Genomic DNA, 16,379 nt, shown 5'->3' with positions numbered 1-16,379 from the left:
CCGCAAGTCTTGGGATTAGCTATACAGCAGTTCGTAGATATAAAAATATTCCGCGTCCGATAAGCGAATGGCATAGGCCTCTTCGATCGGCAGGAAAGCAGATTTAATGACACTAAACGCACGAACATCCAGATCCGGCTTGTTCTCCAGCGCCATCTGTAACGGTTTGCGGTTAATCACGATACGCTCGACCATACAGCAGCAATGGATCAGGAAGCGCAGTGTCACCTGACGGCTCGGTTTGAGCGACAGCGCAGCGGTCAGATGATTCAGCACGCCTTCCATCTCTTTCAGAATACGCTGCGGGTTGAGCACCGAAATATGGTTAATGATGCTCTCCATAGTCAACGCGCTGATAAAGCGCATCGCGCTACGCTCCATCTCCAGTCGGCGTTCGCTGCTGGAGAGATCTGGCGTCAGCAGGCTGAGCACCAGCTCAGGGCCTTGCTCAGAGAACAACTCCTCGAGCGAGATAAACGGAATATCCGGCAGTCCTGGCTGGAAAGTACCCACTATGCCCGCCAGACGTTCACTGGCGTTAATCGCCTGCTGAACACGCTCCAGGCTGCGAACTTCGTTGTAATCGAGGATCACCATCCGTGTATCCTGCGACATCAACTCACCGAAGCTCTCTTCCAGCACCTTTTTGATTTTTTCTGCTGTTCCCATCCCGGTGATGCACGAAATGACCAGCACTTTACCGCTGTTTTCCTGCTGTGGCGTACAGAGCTGACAGGGAATATTTTTGCTCTGCATCAACGCCGCCAGTTGCGGCAAGTCGCTGGTTTCGTAGCTTAAATCCAACCCTATTTCCAGCAGACTGGTGAGCGTGATGTTGGGCATCAGCAGAACGTCTATCTGGAATAATTTGCTGATCGTACTGCCAAAATGGACCAGCGAGCCAATATCTACCATCAGGATCAATCGGCGATATTGTCGGGTCTGGATCATCTGTGTCAGGGCTTCTAGCGTGTCATGCACCGACTGCTCGAAAGGCATATCGATAGCGCTGAACACCTCGCGCTCCAGCACGCGATTCACGTACTGCGCCTGGCTTGTGGCGGTCGTCGCGCCGTGGGCAATCAAAATCACCCCGCAGTCAGGACTGGCGTCAATCCGTTGGCGGTAATGGCGACACTCTTTGAGGAACAGGCACAGCCAGACCACCTCCGTCGCCGGACACTGAATATGCAGCAGTTCATTGATTTTTCGGCATAACAGCGTGGCGTTTTCGTATTCATCTTTGCAGCGATCGAGGATCAGGCTGGAAGAATAAAGTTGCGGAATAAGGCCGCGCTGCACGTAGCCAATCAGCGCCAGAAAGTGTTTGCGCAGCGGGTTAACCAGATTTTCCGGCAGCGTAAAACCAAGCACCTGCTCAACGCAGCCGATCAGCAGCGTAACTCGCTCTTCAATCTGATCGCCATAGCGCGGGGGATGCGCCACACTATCGCGGCTGTAGAGACCATATTCAAAAATCGAGCTGAGTTTGTTTTTGAGGATTGCCAGCGTTTCAGCAGGTGGTACGTTGCTGTTACGCAGGTTGATATATTCCCGGGTCAGGAAGCTGTAAAAGAGATCGCTCTCTTCAATTTCAGCTCCGGTGGCCAGCGAATTTTTCAGTGCCGGCAACGTGCGGGCATCGATGCTCAGGTGCTCTTTGCCTTCGAACAGCGCTCCAACCAACAGACGTTGTTCCGGTGTGGCATTAAAGGGGATCTCGGTCAGACGTTTATCCAGCTGTAGAGTATCGCTGTGCTCCGTCATTCCCGAGGCCCAGGCCTGGGCGCAGAGAAACTGAATATCGCTCTTGAGCTGACCAATATTGCCTTCCAGCGGCTTGTTCAGCAGCCAGAGCAGCAGGGTACGGTCGATGCTTATCGTACGCTCGATTTTGCGGCTCTCACGCTGTAAGAAACCAACGATCAGCTCAACCTGCTCTTCCACCGAACGCTGGCGAATGCCGGGGAGATCGATACATACCTGAATACGTCGCTGGAAAGTGCGCAGCAACGCCGAACTTACCGGTTCGGTGGTCGCACATATCAGGCGAACCGAGATTGAACGCGCCACGGCGCTGGAACCCAGCGGCCGGTATTCACCTTTGTCGAGAATAGAGAACAGCTTTTCCTGACCTTCATACGGCAGACGATGCACTTCATCGAGCAGGAGATAGCCGCCATCAGCCTGTTCGACCAGACCGGGTTTATTCTCGTTTGCACCGGTAAACGCTCCCTGTCGATGACCAAACAGGTGCGATGAGAGCAGCTCCGGGTTATGCGCGTATTCCGCGCAGTTGAAATAGACCAGCGGTGGAGGTGTTCCCGGTGCACGTTCGCAGGCAAAACGGTGCATCAGTTCGGCAAAAAAGGTTTTACCCACGCCGGAGGGACCGGTCAGCAGAACATGTAGCCCGTGGGGATACAGCACCGCCGCGCGGCCTTTTTCCACCGCATCGCGCAGGCTGCGATCGTAACCAATCAGGCTGGAAAAGGGATCGTCTGTCGCCTGGTTTTCCTGAACAGGCAACAGGTCGGCAACGGTTTGCACTTCTCGCTCGGACTCATCCAGTTTGCGCCCCAGCAGCGTTTCAATCGCCTGACGATGCAGAAAGAATACCGGGCGCCCGCGGCTTTTAATCGCCAGGCCGTCGTTCCAGAGCTGATTGAGATCTTTACTGACCGAGTTGCGCGCCAGCCCGAGGTTGAAGCCGATGGCCTCCGCCGTGAACGCCGTTTCCTGCGCCAGATGGGCAAGATTCAGTCCTCGCGTCAGCCGTTCCAGCTCTCCCAGTATTATCTCAATCCGTCTCATCTCTTTACCGCTTAAGAAATAAATGATTGTTCAGAACATACACTATTCTGCTGCGCAAGAAAGTGAGGCGGCATCCAGACCTTCCGGTCATCAAAACGTTTTCGACAAATAATGGCGCGCGGAACCGGTTTCCGGGAAGTTATCGAGGGTCATTTGCAGCTTATAGCCGTTTTTCTGATAAAACGGCAGCGCCTGGAAACTCATGGTATCCACCAGCGCATGCAGGCATCCTCTCTCACGCGCAGTCTGTTCTGCGGCCTGCATCAATTTTGTGCCGTAACCACCTTTACGCAGCGAGTCATGCATCCACAGAAAATCAATGCACAGCCATTCGCCTTTGATTTTGCCGATCAGCCCACCCAGAATGTCATTGCGCTCATCGCGCCAGTACACCGCCAGGTCGCCAAAATTGGTGGTTCTGAGAAACTGCCGGTTGTAAGCGCGCAATCCAGCAAGCAGGGCATTTTGATCGTCTTCGGTAATCGTATCTGTAATCTGTATTTGCATCCTATCCTCCTGAAATAACTACAACTTCTGGCTGATTTATTTTTAGACATTAACACAGGGTGATGAGTGAGTCGTATGCCGTCTACACTTACTCTTGAGATGATGCGCATAGACAACAAGGATTATTATCATGAAACGAGTCATTTTTCCGATTATTGCCGTCCTTTTCACGCTACCCGGTCTGGCACATGCCGACTCGGCTTATGGCAGTCTGCAGGCTGTACACGAAAAGAATACTGTTATGAAGGATTTACGTAAGATTTGCACCCCGCAAGGGTCGCCATCTGATGAGGTGTGGGAAAAAACGATTATGGCTGATACGCGTAATCAGCAGCACATCCGCGAAGCCATTCTGGCAATTCAAAGAAACAATCAAAACAACTACTGGGAAGCGCTTGGCAAAGTTGAATGCCCGGATTTATAGGCGTGAAGCGAAATAGCCCCACGCCAGAGGGAAAGCGTTAACGCTGAGGAATAATTAAGTCGCCGCGCAGCACGTACGACCCCAGCACGCTCTGGGTTTTCTCGTTGAGCCAACTGACGATCCGCGCCGCCATGGCGTCCATGGAATATTCAATCGCCGGGATCGTAGGGATTCCCGGCAGATGCAGCGAACCGGCCAGGCTAAAGACCATAATGTCTTGCGGTACTGATTTATTAAACGCCTGCAACTGCGGGATCACCCGCTGTGCCTGCTGTTCATCCGCCACCAGCAGCGCGTTAAAATTCAGCGTGGACGCGTTGTTCAGCAGCTCCTGCAAGGCCACTGACGATGACGTTGCAGCCATAAATACCAGGTTACGGTTAAACGGCAGGAAGTTTTTTTCCAGCGCGTGTTTATAGCCCAACAGCACCTGATCGGAGAAACCCATCCCGTCCGGATGAATTAAAGCAATCTGGCGTCGGTTCTGACTTATCAGGTAGTTACAGGCGGTTTCGGTAGCGAACTCATGATCGAACTGGATGCTGTTGACGTCATCGCCGGAATCCAGACAATCCACCAGAATGACATTCTCCTGATTGATTTTCAGCGGAAAACGCGCGCCAATAATCAGGACGTCATCGCACAAGCCGCAGCTTAATTCATCAAGAGCGCTCATGACTTCCGCTTTGGTATTGGCAAAACGCAGCAGCAGGTGCTTTTGATGCTGGCTAAGATGCTTTTCCAGCGCGTAGAGATAACCCGTGGTCTGATTAATGTTGTCCTGCGCGCATATCACGCCGATACAGCCCGTAGACTGGCTGAGTAGCGACTGCGCAATCACGTTCGGACGATAATTGAGTTCATCCACCGCTTTCAACACGGCGAGGCGGCTGGCCTCTTTTACACCACGCGATCCGCTCAACACGCGTGACACAGTGGCTTTTGACACGCCAGCCAAACGCGATACATCGTTGATAGTAGACATCATTCTCCCCTGACAGGACCCGCCTGGCCCTTTCCATCCTGAATTTAACATTGGCTCAAATAATCGCCATCCGCAGTATAGCTGTTTCCGTTTTTCATGGAAACCGATTTTCCATTTGGACTCAAAAAGAGATCTTCACAGCTAATTTCGTGAGCTAAATCCAAATAATTAGCCTTATAAGAATAAGATCTTGATGGCCGTCACAGTTCTGTTTTCCATGAATGGAAACCGGTTTCCGTATGATATCAAATTAGACTCGCAATAAGTTTTTACATTTAAAGGATGGTTCACTATGTTCAGGATTATGTTGTGTTGTTCGGCAGGGATGTCCACCAGCTTGCTGGTTCGCAAAATGGTTGAAGAGGCAGAGTCTCGCGGATTGCCTGTGAAGATTGAGGCTTACGGCGTTTCCGAATTTGACATTCAGTTTCCAAATTACCAGGTGGTGCTACTCGGCCCCCAGGTAAAGTACATGCTTAATACGCTCTCCGAAAAGGCTGCCACCCAGGGTATACCCGTAAAAGCCATAGATATGATGGATTACGGTATGCAACGCGGTGACAAAGTGCTGGATTATGCTCTGTCGCTGATTGAAGCGACACACTAGAAAGGTGTCATTATGAGTTCGTTATATCAGTCAATGGTTGCCGTCATTGAACAATCCATCACCCCGCTCGCTGGCAAGTTAGGGCAGCAGAAGTATGTGATTGCAATTCGTGACGGTTTTACGGCGGCGCTGCCGTTTATGATCATCGGCTCCTTCATGCTGGTGTTTATTTTTCCGCCGTTCTCTGCCGATACCACCAACAGCTTTGCCCGGGGCTGGCTCGATTTCTCGGCAACTTATCGTGAACAGCTGATGCTGCCGTTTAACCTCAGCATGGGTGTTATGACGTTCTTTATCTCCGTGGGCATTGGTGCCAGCCTGGGCCGTCAGTTTAACCTCGATCCGGTGATGTCTGGCCTGCTGGCCTTTATGGCGTTTTTACTGGTTGCTGCGCCCTATGCCGACGGTAAAATCTCGACGCAGTATCTTTCCGGTCAGGGTATCTTTACCGCCCTCATCACCGCCATTTACTCCACCCGTATATATGCATGGCTGAAGCAGAATAACGTGACAATCCGCCTGCCGAAGGAAGTCCCGACCGGCGTCGCGCGTTCATTCGAGATCCTCATTCCGGTACTGGTGGTGATTGCGACCCTGCATCCGCTGAACCTGTTTATCGAAGCACAAACCGGGATGATCATCCCGCAGGCGATTATGCACCTGCTGGAGCCGCTGGTTTCCGCTTCTGACTCACTGCCCGCTATTCTGCTTTCTGTGCTGTTGTGCCAGATTTTCTGGTTTGCCGGCATTCACGGCTCATTGATCGTAACCGGCATCATGAACCCATTCTGGATGGCGAACCTGTCCGCTAACCAGGCCGCTCTGGCAGCGGGCGCTGCGCTGCCCCATGTCTATCTGCAAGGTTTCTGGGATCACTACCTGCTGATTGGCGGCGTCGGTTCAACTTTACCGCTGGCATTCCTGCTGCTGCGCAGTCGCGTCGCGCATCTGCGTACTATCGGCAAAATGGGAATTGTGCCTAGTTTCTTTAATATCAATGAGCCTATTCTGTTTGGTGCGCCAATCATCATGAACCCGATGTTGTTCATCCCGTTTGTCTGCGTCCCGCTGGTTAACGCCGTGCTGGCCTATAGCGCCACCAAACTCGGCTGGCTGGCACAGGTTGTTTCACTGACGCCGTGGACTACGCCTGCGCCAATCGGTGCTTCCTGGGCCGCAAACTGGGCATTAAGTCCGGTGGTGATGTGCTTTATCTGTATGGCGATGTCAGCGCTGATGTACCTTCCATTCCTGCGTGCTTACGAACGTTCTTTGCTGAAAACCGAAGAGCAAAAAGCACAGGATGCCGTCTCCGTGGCGAACGCTGCCCGTAGCAACTCATAATGAATCAAGGAGTCAGAACAATGAGATACCGTTTTCCTGAAAACTTCTGGTGGGGCAGTGCCTGCTCAGCGCTGCAAACCGAAGGGGATAGCCTGAACGGCGGCAAAAGCCAGACCACGTGGGACGTGTGGTTCGACCGTCAGCCAGGTCGTTTCCATCAGGGAGTTGGCCCGGCAACTACCTCGACCTTTTATCAGCACTGGAAACAGGACATCGCACTGCTCAAACAGCTGAAGCACAACAGCTTCCGTACGTCTCTGAGCTGGTCGCGCCTGATTCCGGACGGTACCGGCGAGGTTAATCCTGAAGCCGTCGAGTTCTATAACAACGTCATCGACGAGCTGCTGGCACAAGGCATTACGCCATTTATCACCCTGTTCCATTTCGACATGCCGATGGTGATGCAGGAGAAAGGTGGCTGGGAAAACCGTGAAGTGGTCGAGGCGTTTGGCCGCTATGCACAAACGTGTTTTACATTGTTCGGCAACCGGGTTAAGCACTGGTTTACCTTTAACGAGCCAATTGTCCCGGTTGAAGGCGGCTATCTGTATGACTTCCATTACCCTAATGTGGTGGATTTCAAACGTGCAGCCACCGTGGCGTATCACACCGTACTGGCGCATTCGACGGCGGTTCGGGCATATCGTGCCGCAAACCATGACGGTGAAATCGGCGTGGTGCTGAATTTAACGCCTTCCTACCCGCGCTCACAAAATCCGGCGGATGTAAAAGCCGCACACTATGCGGATCTGCTGTTTAACCGCAGCTTCCTCGACCCGGTGCTGAAGGGTGAATATCCAGCGGATCTGGTTGGACTGCTGAAAGAGTATGATCAGTTACCAACATGCCAGCCAGGCGACAGCCAGTTAATCGCCGAGGGCAAAATCGACCTGCTCGGCATCAACTACTATCAGCCGCGTCGCGTTAAATGTCGTGATAGCGCCGTCAACCCGGATGCACCGTTTATGCCGGAGTGGCTGTTTGATTATTACGAAATGCCGGGGCGGAAAATGAACCCCTACCGTGGCTGGGAAATTTATGAGCCGGGTATTTACGATATTATTACCAATCTGCGTGATAATTATGGCAACCCGCGCTGTTTTATTTCTGAAAACGGTATGGGTGTCGAGAATGAGCAGCGTTTTATTCAGCAAGAGCAAATCAACGACAGCTACCGTATTGAATTTGTCTCTGATCATCTTAAATGGCTACATAAAGGAATTAGCGAAGGCTGTAATTGTCTTGGCTACCATATGTGGACCTTTATTGATAACTGGTCATGGCTTAACGGCTATAAAAACCGCTACGGTTTTGTTCAGTTAGATTTAGCAACGCAAAAACGTACGGTGAAAAAAAGCGGCGAATGGTTTGCCCAGACCGCCGAAAATAACGGATTCGATTAGGAAGAGAACAACATGATTGCATTAGAAGAAGCAGTAATGGAAATCATCGTCAATGCCGGACAATCCCGCAGTCTGTGCTTTGAAGCGCTGCATGCCGCGCGCGCCGGCAATATTGACGAGGCAAAAAGCCTGCTTCGTGAGGCTGACGGTTACGCCCGTCAGGCTCATCACATGCAAACCAAATTGATCGAACAGGACGCCGGGGAAGCCCGGCAACCAATGACATTAATTATGGTGCATGCGCAGGATCACTTAATGACGTCGTTATTAGCCCGCGAACTGTCAGAAGAAATTATTCATCTGTATCAGCGTTAATCGTTAATTAAACATTCAACAACGGAGAAAGCATTACGATTAAATAAAGCAGCCCTGTACCCGTTATTAAATAGACAAATCAACTTGTTTTGGTGATAGCAAATTAAACCGAGACGGGATGGTTATTATCTTAAAATAAATTAATGCACACGCTTATTCAGAATGCTCTACGCAAACTGAAGGGTAAAGTGTCGATGAGATAACCATGAACATGATAAAAAAACTTCCAGTCACGCTGGCGGTCGTCGCCGCGCTGTGCCCAATTTCTGTCCTCGCACAGGAATTCACACAAGAACAAATCGATGCCATCGTTGCCAAAGCCGTCGATAAAGCGCTGGCTGAGCGTCAGGCAAAAATGGACGCCGCCGTGGCGAAAAAAACCGATGTCATTAACGAGCCGCAAAGCGCGGCGCAATCGCCGGATATGGCTATTCCGTTCGGTGTGAAATTCAGCGGCTATGCGCGTTACGGCGCGCATTTCCAGAGCGGCGATCAGAAATACGTTGGCGTTGATGGCTCCTACAACGGTGCTTCCGCTATCGGTCGCCTGGGTAACGAAGGCAACGGCGGCGAGTTCCAGCTCTCAAAAGCGTTCAAAAGCGATAACGGCGCCATCTGGGACATCAACGTGATGATCGACCACTGGGGCGACGAAGTTAACCTGAAAAAAGCCTACGCGGGCGTCACCAACGTACTGGAATCCAATCCCAACGCCTATATCTGGGCAGGCCGCGACTTCCACCAGCGTCCGCAACAGGGTATCAACGACTACTTCTGGATGAACCACGACGGCCAGGGCGCCGGGGTGAAGAACTTCGACATCGGCGGCGTACAGTTTGATGTCGCCACCGTTGCCGCAGTTGAATCGTGCAGCCCGGAAGTGATGGAAGACGAAGCCAACCCATCGCGTATTACCTGTACCGGCGGTTCCGGTACCGGCGATAAAGGCAACTACGCTGTGACGTCAAAAATTCACAATATGAAAGTGGGCCCGCTGGATCTGGAGATCTACGCCAACTACGGTTTTGACTCCAAAGCCGTCGAGAGCGATGACCGCCTGAAAGCCTGGCAGGGCGCATTCGTGCTGAGCCACACCAACGACAGCGGCGTGAATAAAGTGATTGCCCGTTATTCTGATAACTCCGACAACAGCGTCTATAACAAAACCGACGACCTGACTACGGTTTACGCCAGCTTCGAGGGAAGTCATAAGTTTACCCGCCAGGCGCAGGTGGAATACCTGTTAGCGTTCCATGATTACGACAACAGCACCGATAAGAGCGATAACCGTAAGAACTACGGCGCGATTGTGCGTCCAATGTACTTCTGGAACGACGTTCACTCCACCTGGCTGGAAGCGGGCTATCAGCGCGTAGATTACGACAACGGCGGGGATAACCACGGCTGGAAACTGACGCTGTCGCAGAACATGTCAATCGCCATGGGACCGGAGTTCCGCCCGATGCTGCGCTTCTACGTCACCGGCGGCAAGGTGGATAACGATCGCACCGCGCGGGTCAACGGCACGCAGGATGAAACGCTGGACGACTTTAACCTTGGTGCCATGTGGGAAGCATGGTTCTGATTAGTGAGTCGTGAAGTGCCGGATACGGCGAGAACGCCTTATCCGGCGAACAACACCGAGATTATTGCATACCTTTTATGCGAACTTTCGCTGCCACCAAAAGCGCCGTCAGCAGCATCAGGCTGCCGGAAAGCATCAGGGGCGACAGCAGTCCGAGGGTATCGAGCGCATAACCTCCCACCGCTGCCCCGCAGGTATTGGCAAGCTGGATCACGGCGACCTGGACGGATCCAGCTTTTTCTGCCTGATCGGCAAGTGAACGGGTGATCCACGTCGACCAGCCGACCGGTACCAGCGCAAACAACAGTCCCCAGATAATCGCAATACCTGCCGCGACCACTTTGTCGCTGCCCCACAGGATCAGGACCAGCGCACTGAGCGCCAGCACCAGTGGCGCACCGGCTAACGCCAGTTTGACCGAACGCTTCAAAATCATCGACGAGAACGACGTACCAACGAAACTGGCAATACCGAAGCTCAGCAGCACCAGCGTCAGGCCATCAACGTCAAAGCCCGCCAGATTCATATAGATCGGGCGAATATAGGTAAAGAAGGCGAACTGACCAGCAAAGGACATGAAGATGGCAATCATCCCGGCCATCACCCCTGGACGCTGCAACAGGCTGAACATGTTTTGTTTCTGATGCGAAGGTTCACCTGGCAGCGAAGGCAACGCTCTCACCACCCAAATCGTGCACAGCACGCCCATTACCGCCGCCGCATTAAACACGTTACGCCAGCCGATAATGCCGCCCAAAAAGCTCCCCAGCGGCGCGGCAATTACCAGCGCGATGGAGACCGCGCCAAAAATAACCGACAGCGCTTTCGGCACCGTACGTGCAGGAACCAGACGCATGGTCAGCGACGCCGACATCGCCCAGAAGCCGCCAAGCGCCAGACCGAGGCAGGCGCGGCCAACGAGCAGCAGCGAAAAAGAATTGGCAAAGGAAACCAGCAGACAGGAAAGCGTCAGTAGCACCGAAAACAGGATCACCACATAGCGACGATCGGTCGCCTGAATAATTTGCGTCACAAACAGGCTGGCGAACATGGCGACAAATGCCGTCACTGTCACCGATTGCCCGGCCACGCCTTCAGAAATCCCCAAATCCTGCGCCATCGGCGTTAACAGGCTAACGGGGAGAAATTCAACGGTTATCAGGCAGGCAACGCAGAACGCCACGGCAAATACCGCCGACCAGTTAGGTCGGGAATTTGCCTCAGCGCGGGATTTTTGTTCAACAGCTTCACTCATTTTGTTACCTGCGTGGGGTTATTGTAGAAAAGTTACGCAGTGTAACATTAAATTTGTGACGTAATTAACGTTTTGACAACTATTCACCAGAGATCGGCTGCGCCTTATCCGGCCCAGGACAGAGAGCCCTTTCTGGCTCAATTAAGCGTCACGCGCAGCCCGGGCCAGGCCGGTTATCCACTCCTGGTGACCGTTGATCATCGGATTGGGCAGCGTACGTGCCAGTTCTTGTGCCGGAACGCCAATTTGTGATTCCTGGGTCAGAATACGTACGCGCCCGCCGGGTAAATCCTCAAAGAGCCAGGCGTGGATCACATCCAGACGTGTAGTGGCGTCGCCTTCCGCCCAGCCATGCCAGGCAACACGCGCGGCCAGGCCGTCAACCGGCGGCACATACTCAGTGATTTGCGCTTCGATGGGGAAACCAAAAGTCGTAAAACGAAAACGGGCATCCATGCTTAACAATGGACCGGAACCGTCGTGAAAACGGATATCCGCCACGTTGCTGTAATACGTCGGCCAGCGCGTTGTGTCATTAAGCTGTGCCCAGACGGCACGGGCGCTCAGTCCGGCAACGATAATTTCATTTGAAGCAAAGTTATCAGTCGTCCCCGGCAGATACGCTGCAGGCCAGATAATTGCACGTTGTTGAGTCGCTTGATTCATGATGTACCTCGTCGTGTGAGTTAACGAGGTACATCATGCTTTCGCGTAAGATATAAAGATAATGACGATTCAAAATAGTCGTCATCATAAATTTTGATATCAGTGCAGCCAGTGCACGCCATCCTCGGGCTGGAAAAAGGCGTTATAGCGCATCTGGAACGCATTAAGCTCCTGCATATCCGGCTCCATCTCGCGCAGAAAACCGAGCGCCAGACGCACCTGCGCGTCGGTAATCGGTGCAGCCAGCCGGGCTTTTTGCAGCCAGCGGTGCCATTGCAACAAGTTCTGCTCACTGCCGTCGACAATAACGATTTGCCAGATCAACAGCACCTGGGCAGCATTTTGTAGATGCGATTCATCAGGACGGTGGAGGTACTGTAAAAAAGCCTCACCCTGTACTTTTCCCATCTGATCGATCATCGATTCTACCGGCACGACATCAATGTTCAGCCGCTCGCTCAGACGGCGAATTGCCCGCCGCGACCCGGACGTTAGCACCCGAAATCCCACCACAAAAACAACCACCAGCGTGGCCAGCATTATCCAAATCATGCGCACATCCATTACCAGACAGGACGCCCATCATAGCGGCAAATTCACCTCTGTCGACGACTGAACGTGTCATAATGTGACTTATCGAACTCGCAGGCAGACATCATGAAATCTGATATCAGAACGCTCGATCTCAATCTGTTAAAAACGCTGGATGCCCTGCTGGATGAACGCAGCGTAACCCGGGCGGCGCAGCGGCTGTCGCTCACTCAGCCTGCGGTAAGCGGTATGCTCAACCGCCTGCGCGACTATTTTGACGATCCGCTGTTTAGTCGCACACCGCATGGCATTGTTCCGACGCTGCGTGCCCAACAGTTGGCCGCCCCGGTCAAACAGATCCTCAGCGATATCGATATACTGCTTAAACCGACACAGTTTGACCCGCTCACCGCAGCGCTCACCTTTACCGTCGCCGCTACGGATTACGCGCTCAAAGCGGTTATCGTGCCATTTATTGCCGCGCTTCGCGTGCGCGCACCGGGCATTAGTGTACGAGTGATCCCGGTTGAGCCAGTGCTGCTCACCACACAGTTTGAGCAGGGGAAAATCGACCTGGCATTGCTGACGCCGGATTCCACGCCCGGCAACCTGCACAGCCGGGCGTTATATGATGAAGAGTACGTTTGTCTCATGCGTCATGCGCATCCTGATGCGGGGCAACCGCTGACGCTCGATCGCTTCTGCGCGCTGGAGCATGTGCTGGTTTCTTATGAGGGTGAAAGTTTCTGGGGCGTCACCGATGAGGCACTGGCAAGCGTCGGACGCCAACGGCAGATTGGTTTGTCAGTTAGCAGCTTCCTGGTATTGCCGGACATCCTCGCTATCAGCGATATGATTGCCGTTGTTCCTGCCCGTCTGGCGTATGACGACACCCGTATGCACGTTTTACCGCCCCCGCTACCCATAACCGGTTTTACAAAAAGCATGGCCTGGCATGAACGCACGCACCGCGATGCCGCTCATCAGTGGCTGCGCAATCTGGTACATGAAACCAGCCAGTTGAGAGCATAAAAAAGCCCGCCATTAAGGCGGGCAAAAGTTACCAATGCACACTTAACTTAAGCTACTTTCAATTGTTGAATCTTTTTCTCGCGGCGAATTTTACGTTCTTCAAACACGGCCACGATGGCCATCAGGCAGATACAGCCAATGGCGGCGGTATCCAGCGCAGCAAAGGTGCCTGCCCAGCCGGTCAGCCCGAAAATCGGCGTGCCGTCGGCAATCATCCCCAGACCGAGCTTGGCGAAGCTGTCACCAATCAGATAAGCGAAAGTGCCTTTAATCCCATCGGCTGCGCCGATCGCTTTTTTCGGTACAAATCCGACTGCCGCAACGCCGATTAACAGCTGCGGGCCAAACACCAGGAAGCCCAGCGCAAACAGCGAAGCCAGATAAACGTACTGGTTGCTGGCGTGCTGATAAACGCCCAGGGTGGCGATAATCAACGCCAGCGCTACACAGGCCACCAGCGCACGACGACCGTTAGCCAGGTCGGAGAGCCAACCCCACATCAGCGTGCCAACCAGCGCGCCCACTTCAAACAGGGTAAAGCCCTGAATCGCCACTTCTTTGGAGAGCTTCAGCTCCTGGAAAGCGTAGACGGTGGACCACTGGTCGATACCGATACGCACTACGTACAGGAAGATGTTCGAGAAACATAACAGCCAGATCACTTTGTTTTTCAGCACGTACTCAACAAAGATCTGCCATTTGGTCATCTCGTTTTCTTCGGTTTCTTTGTCTTCTTCGCTGATCTCCTCACCGAACAGCTCTTCGGCTTTACCGAGGCCATAAGATTCCGGGGAGTCGCTGCCGTAGCGCAGGCCGATAAAGCCGACAATCAGAGCAATAATCGACGGGAAGATAAACATACCGATGACGTGACCGTCGAACAGATAGTTAGCGCCAAACAGCGCCACGCCCGCCGCACCCGCACCGCCGAGGTTGTGGGAGATATTCCACATGCCGAGGTAAGAACCCCGTTTGCGACGCGGCGTCCATTTAGTAATGGTGGAATAGCTACATGAGCCGCCAGTACTCTGGAAGAAACCGCTCAGCGCGTAGAAGGCGATCATCAAAAACAGGCTGGTTGAACCCGCGCCCATGCTGGCGCTGAAGCCGAGCATACAGATGGCGGAGAGGATCAGCATAAACGGCAGAAACTGCTTGGTGTTTTTGCCATCCGCGTAGTAGGAAACCAGCGTTTTACCCACGCCGTAGGTGATGGAGAAGCCCAGGCCAATCATCCCCAGCTGCGTCATGCTCAGCCCGTAGGTGGAGATCATGTCATTCTGCGCGATGTTGAAGTTTTTGCGGATCAGGTACATGGTCAGGTAGCCGATAAAGACCACCAGATAGGACTGCATGAATGGTTTGAACCACATTTTGCGCCGCACATCGAGCGGCAGATCCAGGGTCGGCTTGCGCACCTGGTTTAGAAAGGCCAGCATTTGACACTCCCGAGCTAATTTTTATACCTGCGAATAGCAGGCATTGTAAAAATCAGCCGGAAGACGCGCCTGAGACAGCGTCCAGGTGAAACCGGGAAAATTTCTTAGTTTTGCTCCACTCGGGGCAAAAAGGTGAGGTACATCACGCTTCGTTGAGTTCGCGCGGAGCCTGGGCGTTTAAAAACGGCAGCAGCAGCAGCGCGGAAATTCCCGCCGCAATAGCGATCACCACAAAGAATCCGGTCCAGTGCCAGACCTCCATCACCTTCGCCAGCGGCCAGCCGGAGAGCGATGCCCCCAGATAAGCAAACAGCCCGACAAATCCGGTTGCCGCGCCCGCCGCCTCTTTGTGCGAACACTCCGCCGCCGCCATGCCGATCAGCATCTGCGGGCCGAAGACGAAGAATCCGGTGGTGAAGAAGCACGCGGCCTGCATCACATAGCTGGCGAACGGCATTAGCCACAGCGAGCCAACGGAGAGCAAAATTCCGGCGGCGAAAATCAGGTTCATTGGACCGCGGTTGCCGTTAAACAGCTTGTCCGAGCCCCAGCCCGCGACCAACGCGCCGATGAAGCCGCCCAGTTCGAACATGGTCACGGCGGTATTGGCGGTCACCAGATCCACGCCGAGCGTCTCCGACATGTACAGATTGCCCCAGTCGTTAATCGCGGCACGGACCACGTACACCAGCACATAACACAGTGACAGCAGCCAGATATAAGGATTCAGCAGCACATAGCGGGTGAGGATCTCTTTGCGGCTCAGCCCAGCACCTTCCTGCTGTTGGGCAATTTCCAGTTCATCATGCCGCCAGTCGCCAATTGGCGGCAGACCAATCGCCTGCGGCCTGTCGCGCAGCCGCCAGCAGAGAAAAATCCCCACCACAATCGCCAGCATCCCGGCGATCATCATCCCGGCGCGCCAGCCGTAGTGCAGCGCTGTCGCCGCCATCACGATAGGGATCAGCGCCCCGCCGACGTTGTGCGCGGTGTTCCACAGCGCCCACCAGCCGCCGCGTTCAGTACGCGAATACCACGCGGTCAATAAACGCGCGCAGACCGGCGATCCCCAGCCCTGGAAAAAGGCGTTCAGCGCCCACAGCACCGCAAAGGCCCATAGCGAGGTGGAGAATCCAAACAGAATGTTTACCACGCCGGTGGCAATCAGTCCGATGCCCATAAAATAGCGAGCGTTGGATCGGTCGCTGACGATACCGGAAACAAACTTCGACAGGCCGTAGGTGATGTAAAACAGCGTCGCCAGCAGCCCAATGTCGCTGCGAGTCAGCACGCCGCTGGTGAGGATATCCGGTACGGCGGCATTGAAGCTCTTGCGTGTGAAATAGAACAGCGCGTAGCCGAGCCAGATGGTGGTCAGGATATGCCGCCGCCAGTAGCGGTAGAGGGCATCCACTTCACGCTTATCAGTAATGAGCGGCGCACTGGCCGGAGCTTTTAAAAACGAAAACATG

At 53.5% G+C, this 16,379-nt stretch carries 15 protein-coding genes; 7 read left to right on the top strand and 8 right to left on the bottom strand.

Annotated features, from left to right (window positions below; all coding sequences use genetic code 11):
• Positions 1-15: 15 nt before the first annotated feature.
• Together dagR and OGY08_RS10060 are read right to left on the bottom strand one after the other, a co-directional pair.
• Positions 16-2,814, bottom strand: coding sequence for a transcriptional regulator DagR (dagR, locus tag OGY08_RS10065; protein WP_032945425.1), 2,799 nt, complete (start codon positions 2,812-2,814; stop codon positions 16-18).
• 90 nt (positions 2,815-2,904) lie between these two features.
• Positions 2,905-3,321 (bottom strand): GNAT family N-acetyltransferase, encoded by a 417-nt coding sequence (locus OGY08_RS10060; protein ID WP_237857437.1) that lies wholly within the window; start codon positions 3,319-3,321, stop codon positions 2,905-2,907.
• Positions 3,322-3,451: 130 nt separating this feature from the next.
• Here OGY08_RS10060 and OGY08_RS10055 point away from each other — a divergent pair, with 130 nt between their 5' ends.
• On the top strand, positions 3,452-3,745 hold the full coding sequence (locus tag OGY08_RS10055) for a YicS family protein (RefSeq protein ID WP_008786509.1): 294 nt from the start codon (positions 3,452-3,454) through the stop codon (positions 3,743-3,745).
• Positions 3,746-3,782: 37 nt separating this feature from the next.
• Here OGY08_RS10055 and OGY08_RS10050 read toward each other — a convergent pair whose 3' ends face one another.
• A complete protein-coding gene (locus OGY08_RS10050; protein WP_125363068.1) occupies positions 3,783-4,730 on the bottom strand; it encodes a LacI family DNA-binding transcriptional regulator in 948 nt (315 codons plus the stop codon).
• Between the two features lie 292 nt (positions 4,731-5,022).
• Between OGY08_RS10050 and OGY08_RS10045 the strand changes: the two genes are divergently transcribed.
• The 5 genes from OGY08_RS10045 to OGY08_RS10025 all read left to right on the top strand — a co-directional run bounded on the left by OGY08_RS10045 (position 5,023) and on the right by OGY08_RS10025 (position 9,984).
• Positions 5,023-5,337, top strand: coding sequence for a PTS sugar transporter subunit IIB (locus OGY08_RS10045; protein WP_008786511.1), 315 nt, complete (start codon positions 5,023-5,025; stop codon positions 5,335-5,337).
• 12 nt (positions 5,338-5,349) lie between these two features.
• Entirely contained in the window at positions 5,350-6,681 is a 1,332-nt protein-coding gene (locus OGY08_RS10040; protein WP_008786512.1) for a PTS cellobiose transporter subunit IIC, read from the top strand.
• A gap of 20 nt (positions 6,682-6,701) precedes the next feature.
• Entirely contained in the window at positions 6,702-8,084 is a 1,383-nt protein-coding gene (gmuD, locus tag OGY08_RS10035; RefSeq protein ID WP_125363069.1) for a 6-phospho-beta-glucosidase GmuD, read from the top strand.
• Between the two features lie 12 nt (positions 8,085-8,096).
• Positions 8,097-8,399: a PTS lactose/cellobiose transporter subunit IIA gene (locus tag OGY08_RS10030; protein ID WP_008786514.1), complete on the top strand. Its 303-nt coding sequence runs from the start codon at positions 8,097-8,099 to the stop codon at positions 8,397-8,399.
• A gap of 205 nt (positions 8,400-8,604) precedes the next feature.
• Entirely contained in the window at positions 8,605-9,984 is a 1,380-nt protein-coding gene (locus OGY08_RS10025) for a carbohydrate porin (RefSeq protein ID WP_008786515.1), read from the top strand.
• Positions 9,985-10,045: 61 nt separating this feature from the next.
• On the opposite strand, the gene nepI is transcribed toward OGY08_RS10025, so the two are convergent.
• From nepI to OGY08_RS10010, 3 genes are all read right to left on the bottom strand, one after another.
• Positions 10,046-11,239: a purine ribonucleoside efflux pump NepI gene (nepI, locus tag OGY08_RS10020; protein WP_008786516.1), complete on the bottom strand. Its 1,194-nt coding sequence runs from the start codon at positions 11,237-11,239 to the stop codon at positions 10,046-10,048.
• A 141-nt stretch (positions 11,240-11,380) separates the two neighbouring features.
• Entirely contained in the window at positions 11,381-11,905 is a 525-nt protein-coding gene (locus tag OGY08_RS10015) for an SRPBCC domain-containing protein (RefSeq protein WP_286565872.1), read from the bottom strand.
• Positions 11,906-12,004: 99 nt separating this feature from the next.
• Positions 12,005-12,457 carry a DUF1198 family protein gene (locus tag OGY08_RS10010; RefSeq protein ID WP_003827141.1) on the bottom strand — a complete coding sequence of 151 codons (453 nt, stop codon included), beginning with the start codon at positions 12,455-12,457 and terminating at the stop codon, positions 12,005-12,007.
• Positions 12,458-12,562: 105 nt separating this feature from the next.
• On the opposite strand from OGY08_RS10010, the gene OGY08_RS10005 reads away from it, so the two are divergent.
• Entirely contained in the window at positions 12,563-13,468 is a 906-nt protein-coding gene (locus OGY08_RS10005) for a LysR family transcriptional regulator (RefSeq protein WP_125363071.1), read from the top strand.
• Positions 13,469-13,515: 47 nt separating this feature from the next.
• On the opposite strand, the gene uhpT is transcribed toward OGY08_RS10005, so the two are convergent.
• Both uhpT and OGY08_RS09995 read right to left on the bottom strand, forming a co-directional pair.
• A complete protein-coding gene (gene uhpT, locus OGY08_RS10000) occupies positions 13,516-14,907 on the bottom strand; it encodes a hexose-6-phosphate:phosphate antiporter UhpT (RefSeq protein ID WP_125363072.1) in 1,392 nt (463 codons plus the stop codon).
• A 142-nt stretch (positions 14,908-15,049) separates the two neighbouring features.
• Complete coding sequence (locus tag OGY08_RS09995) at positions 15,050-16,378, bottom strand: MFS transporter (protein WP_125363073.1); 1,329 nt, start codon at positions 16,376-16,378, stop codon at positions 15,050-15,052.
• Between the last annotated feature and the right edge of the window lies 1 nt (position 16,379).

Source organism: Citrobacter sp. Cpo069 (genome assembly GCF_030332785.1).
Taxonomy (GTDB): domain Bacteria; phylum Pseudomonadota; class Gammaproteobacteria; order Enterobacterales; family Enterobacteriaceae; genus Citrobacter; species Citrobacter portucalensis.
The sequence above is the reverse complement of the archived record's forward strand: the minus strand, read 5'-3'. Positions and strand labels throughout refer to the sequence as shown.

Excerpts from the sequence above, each read along its gene's own strand:
- dagR (WP_032945425.1), bottom strand. The coding sequence starts at position 2,814 with ATGAGACGGATTGAGATAATACTGGGAGAGCTGGAACGGCTGACGCGA.
- OGY08_RS10060 (WP_237857437.1), bottom strand. The coding sequence starts at position 3,321 with ATGCAAATACAGATTACAGATACGATTACCGAAGACGATCAAAATGCC.
- OGY08_RS10055 (WP_008786509.1), top strand. The coding sequence starts at position 3,452 with ATGAAACGAGTCATTTTTCCGATTATTGCCGTCCTTTTCACGCTACCC.
- OGY08_RS10050 (WP_125363068.1), bottom strand. The coding sequence starts at position 4,730 with ATGTCTACTATCAACGATGTATCGCGTTTGGCTGGCGTGTCAAAAGCC.
- OGY08_RS10045 (WP_008786511.1), top strand. The coding sequence starts at position 5,023 with ATGTTCAGGATTATGTTGTGTTGTTCGGCAGGGATGTCCACCAGCTTG.
- OGY08_RS10040 (WP_008786512.1), top strand. The coding sequence starts at position 5,350 with ATGAGTTCGTTATATCAGTCAATGGTTGCCGTCATTGAACAATCCATC.
- gmuD (WP_125363069.1), top strand. The coding sequence starts at position 6,702 with ATGAGATACCGTTTTCCTGAAAACTTCTGGTGGGGCAGTGCCTGCTCA.
- OGY08_RS10030 (WP_008786514.1), top strand. The coding sequence starts at position 8,097 with ATGATTGCATTAGAAGAAGCAGTAATGGAAATCATCGTCAATGCCGGA.
- OGY08_RS10025 (WP_008786515.1), top strand. The coding sequence starts at position 8,605 with ATGAACATGATAAAAAAACTTCCAGTCACGCTGGCGGTCGTCGCCGCG.
- nepI (WP_008786516.1), bottom strand. The coding sequence starts at position 11,239 with ATGAGTGAAGCTGTTGAACAAAAATCCCGCGCTGAGGCAAATTCCCGA.
- OGY08_RS10015 (WP_286565872.1), bottom strand. The coding sequence starts at position 11,905 with ATGAATCAAGCGACTCAACAACGTGCAATTATCTGGCCTGCAGCGTAT.
- OGY08_RS10010 (WP_003827141.1), bottom strand. The coding sequence starts at position 12,457 with ATGATTTGGATAATGCTGGCCACGCTGGTGGTTGTTTTTGTGGTGGGA.
- OGY08_RS10005 (WP_125363071.1), top strand. The coding sequence starts at position 12,563 with ATGAAATCTGATATCAGAACGCTCGATCTCAATCTGTTAAAAACGCTG.
- uhpT (WP_125363072.1), bottom strand. The coding sequence starts at position 14,907 with ATGCTGGCCTTTCTAAACCAGGTGCGCAAGCCGACCCTGGATCTGCCG.
- OGY08_RS09995 (WP_125363073.1), bottom strand. The coding sequence starts at position 16,378 with ATGTTTTCGTTTTTAAAAGCTCCGGCCAGTGCGCCGCTCATTACTGAT.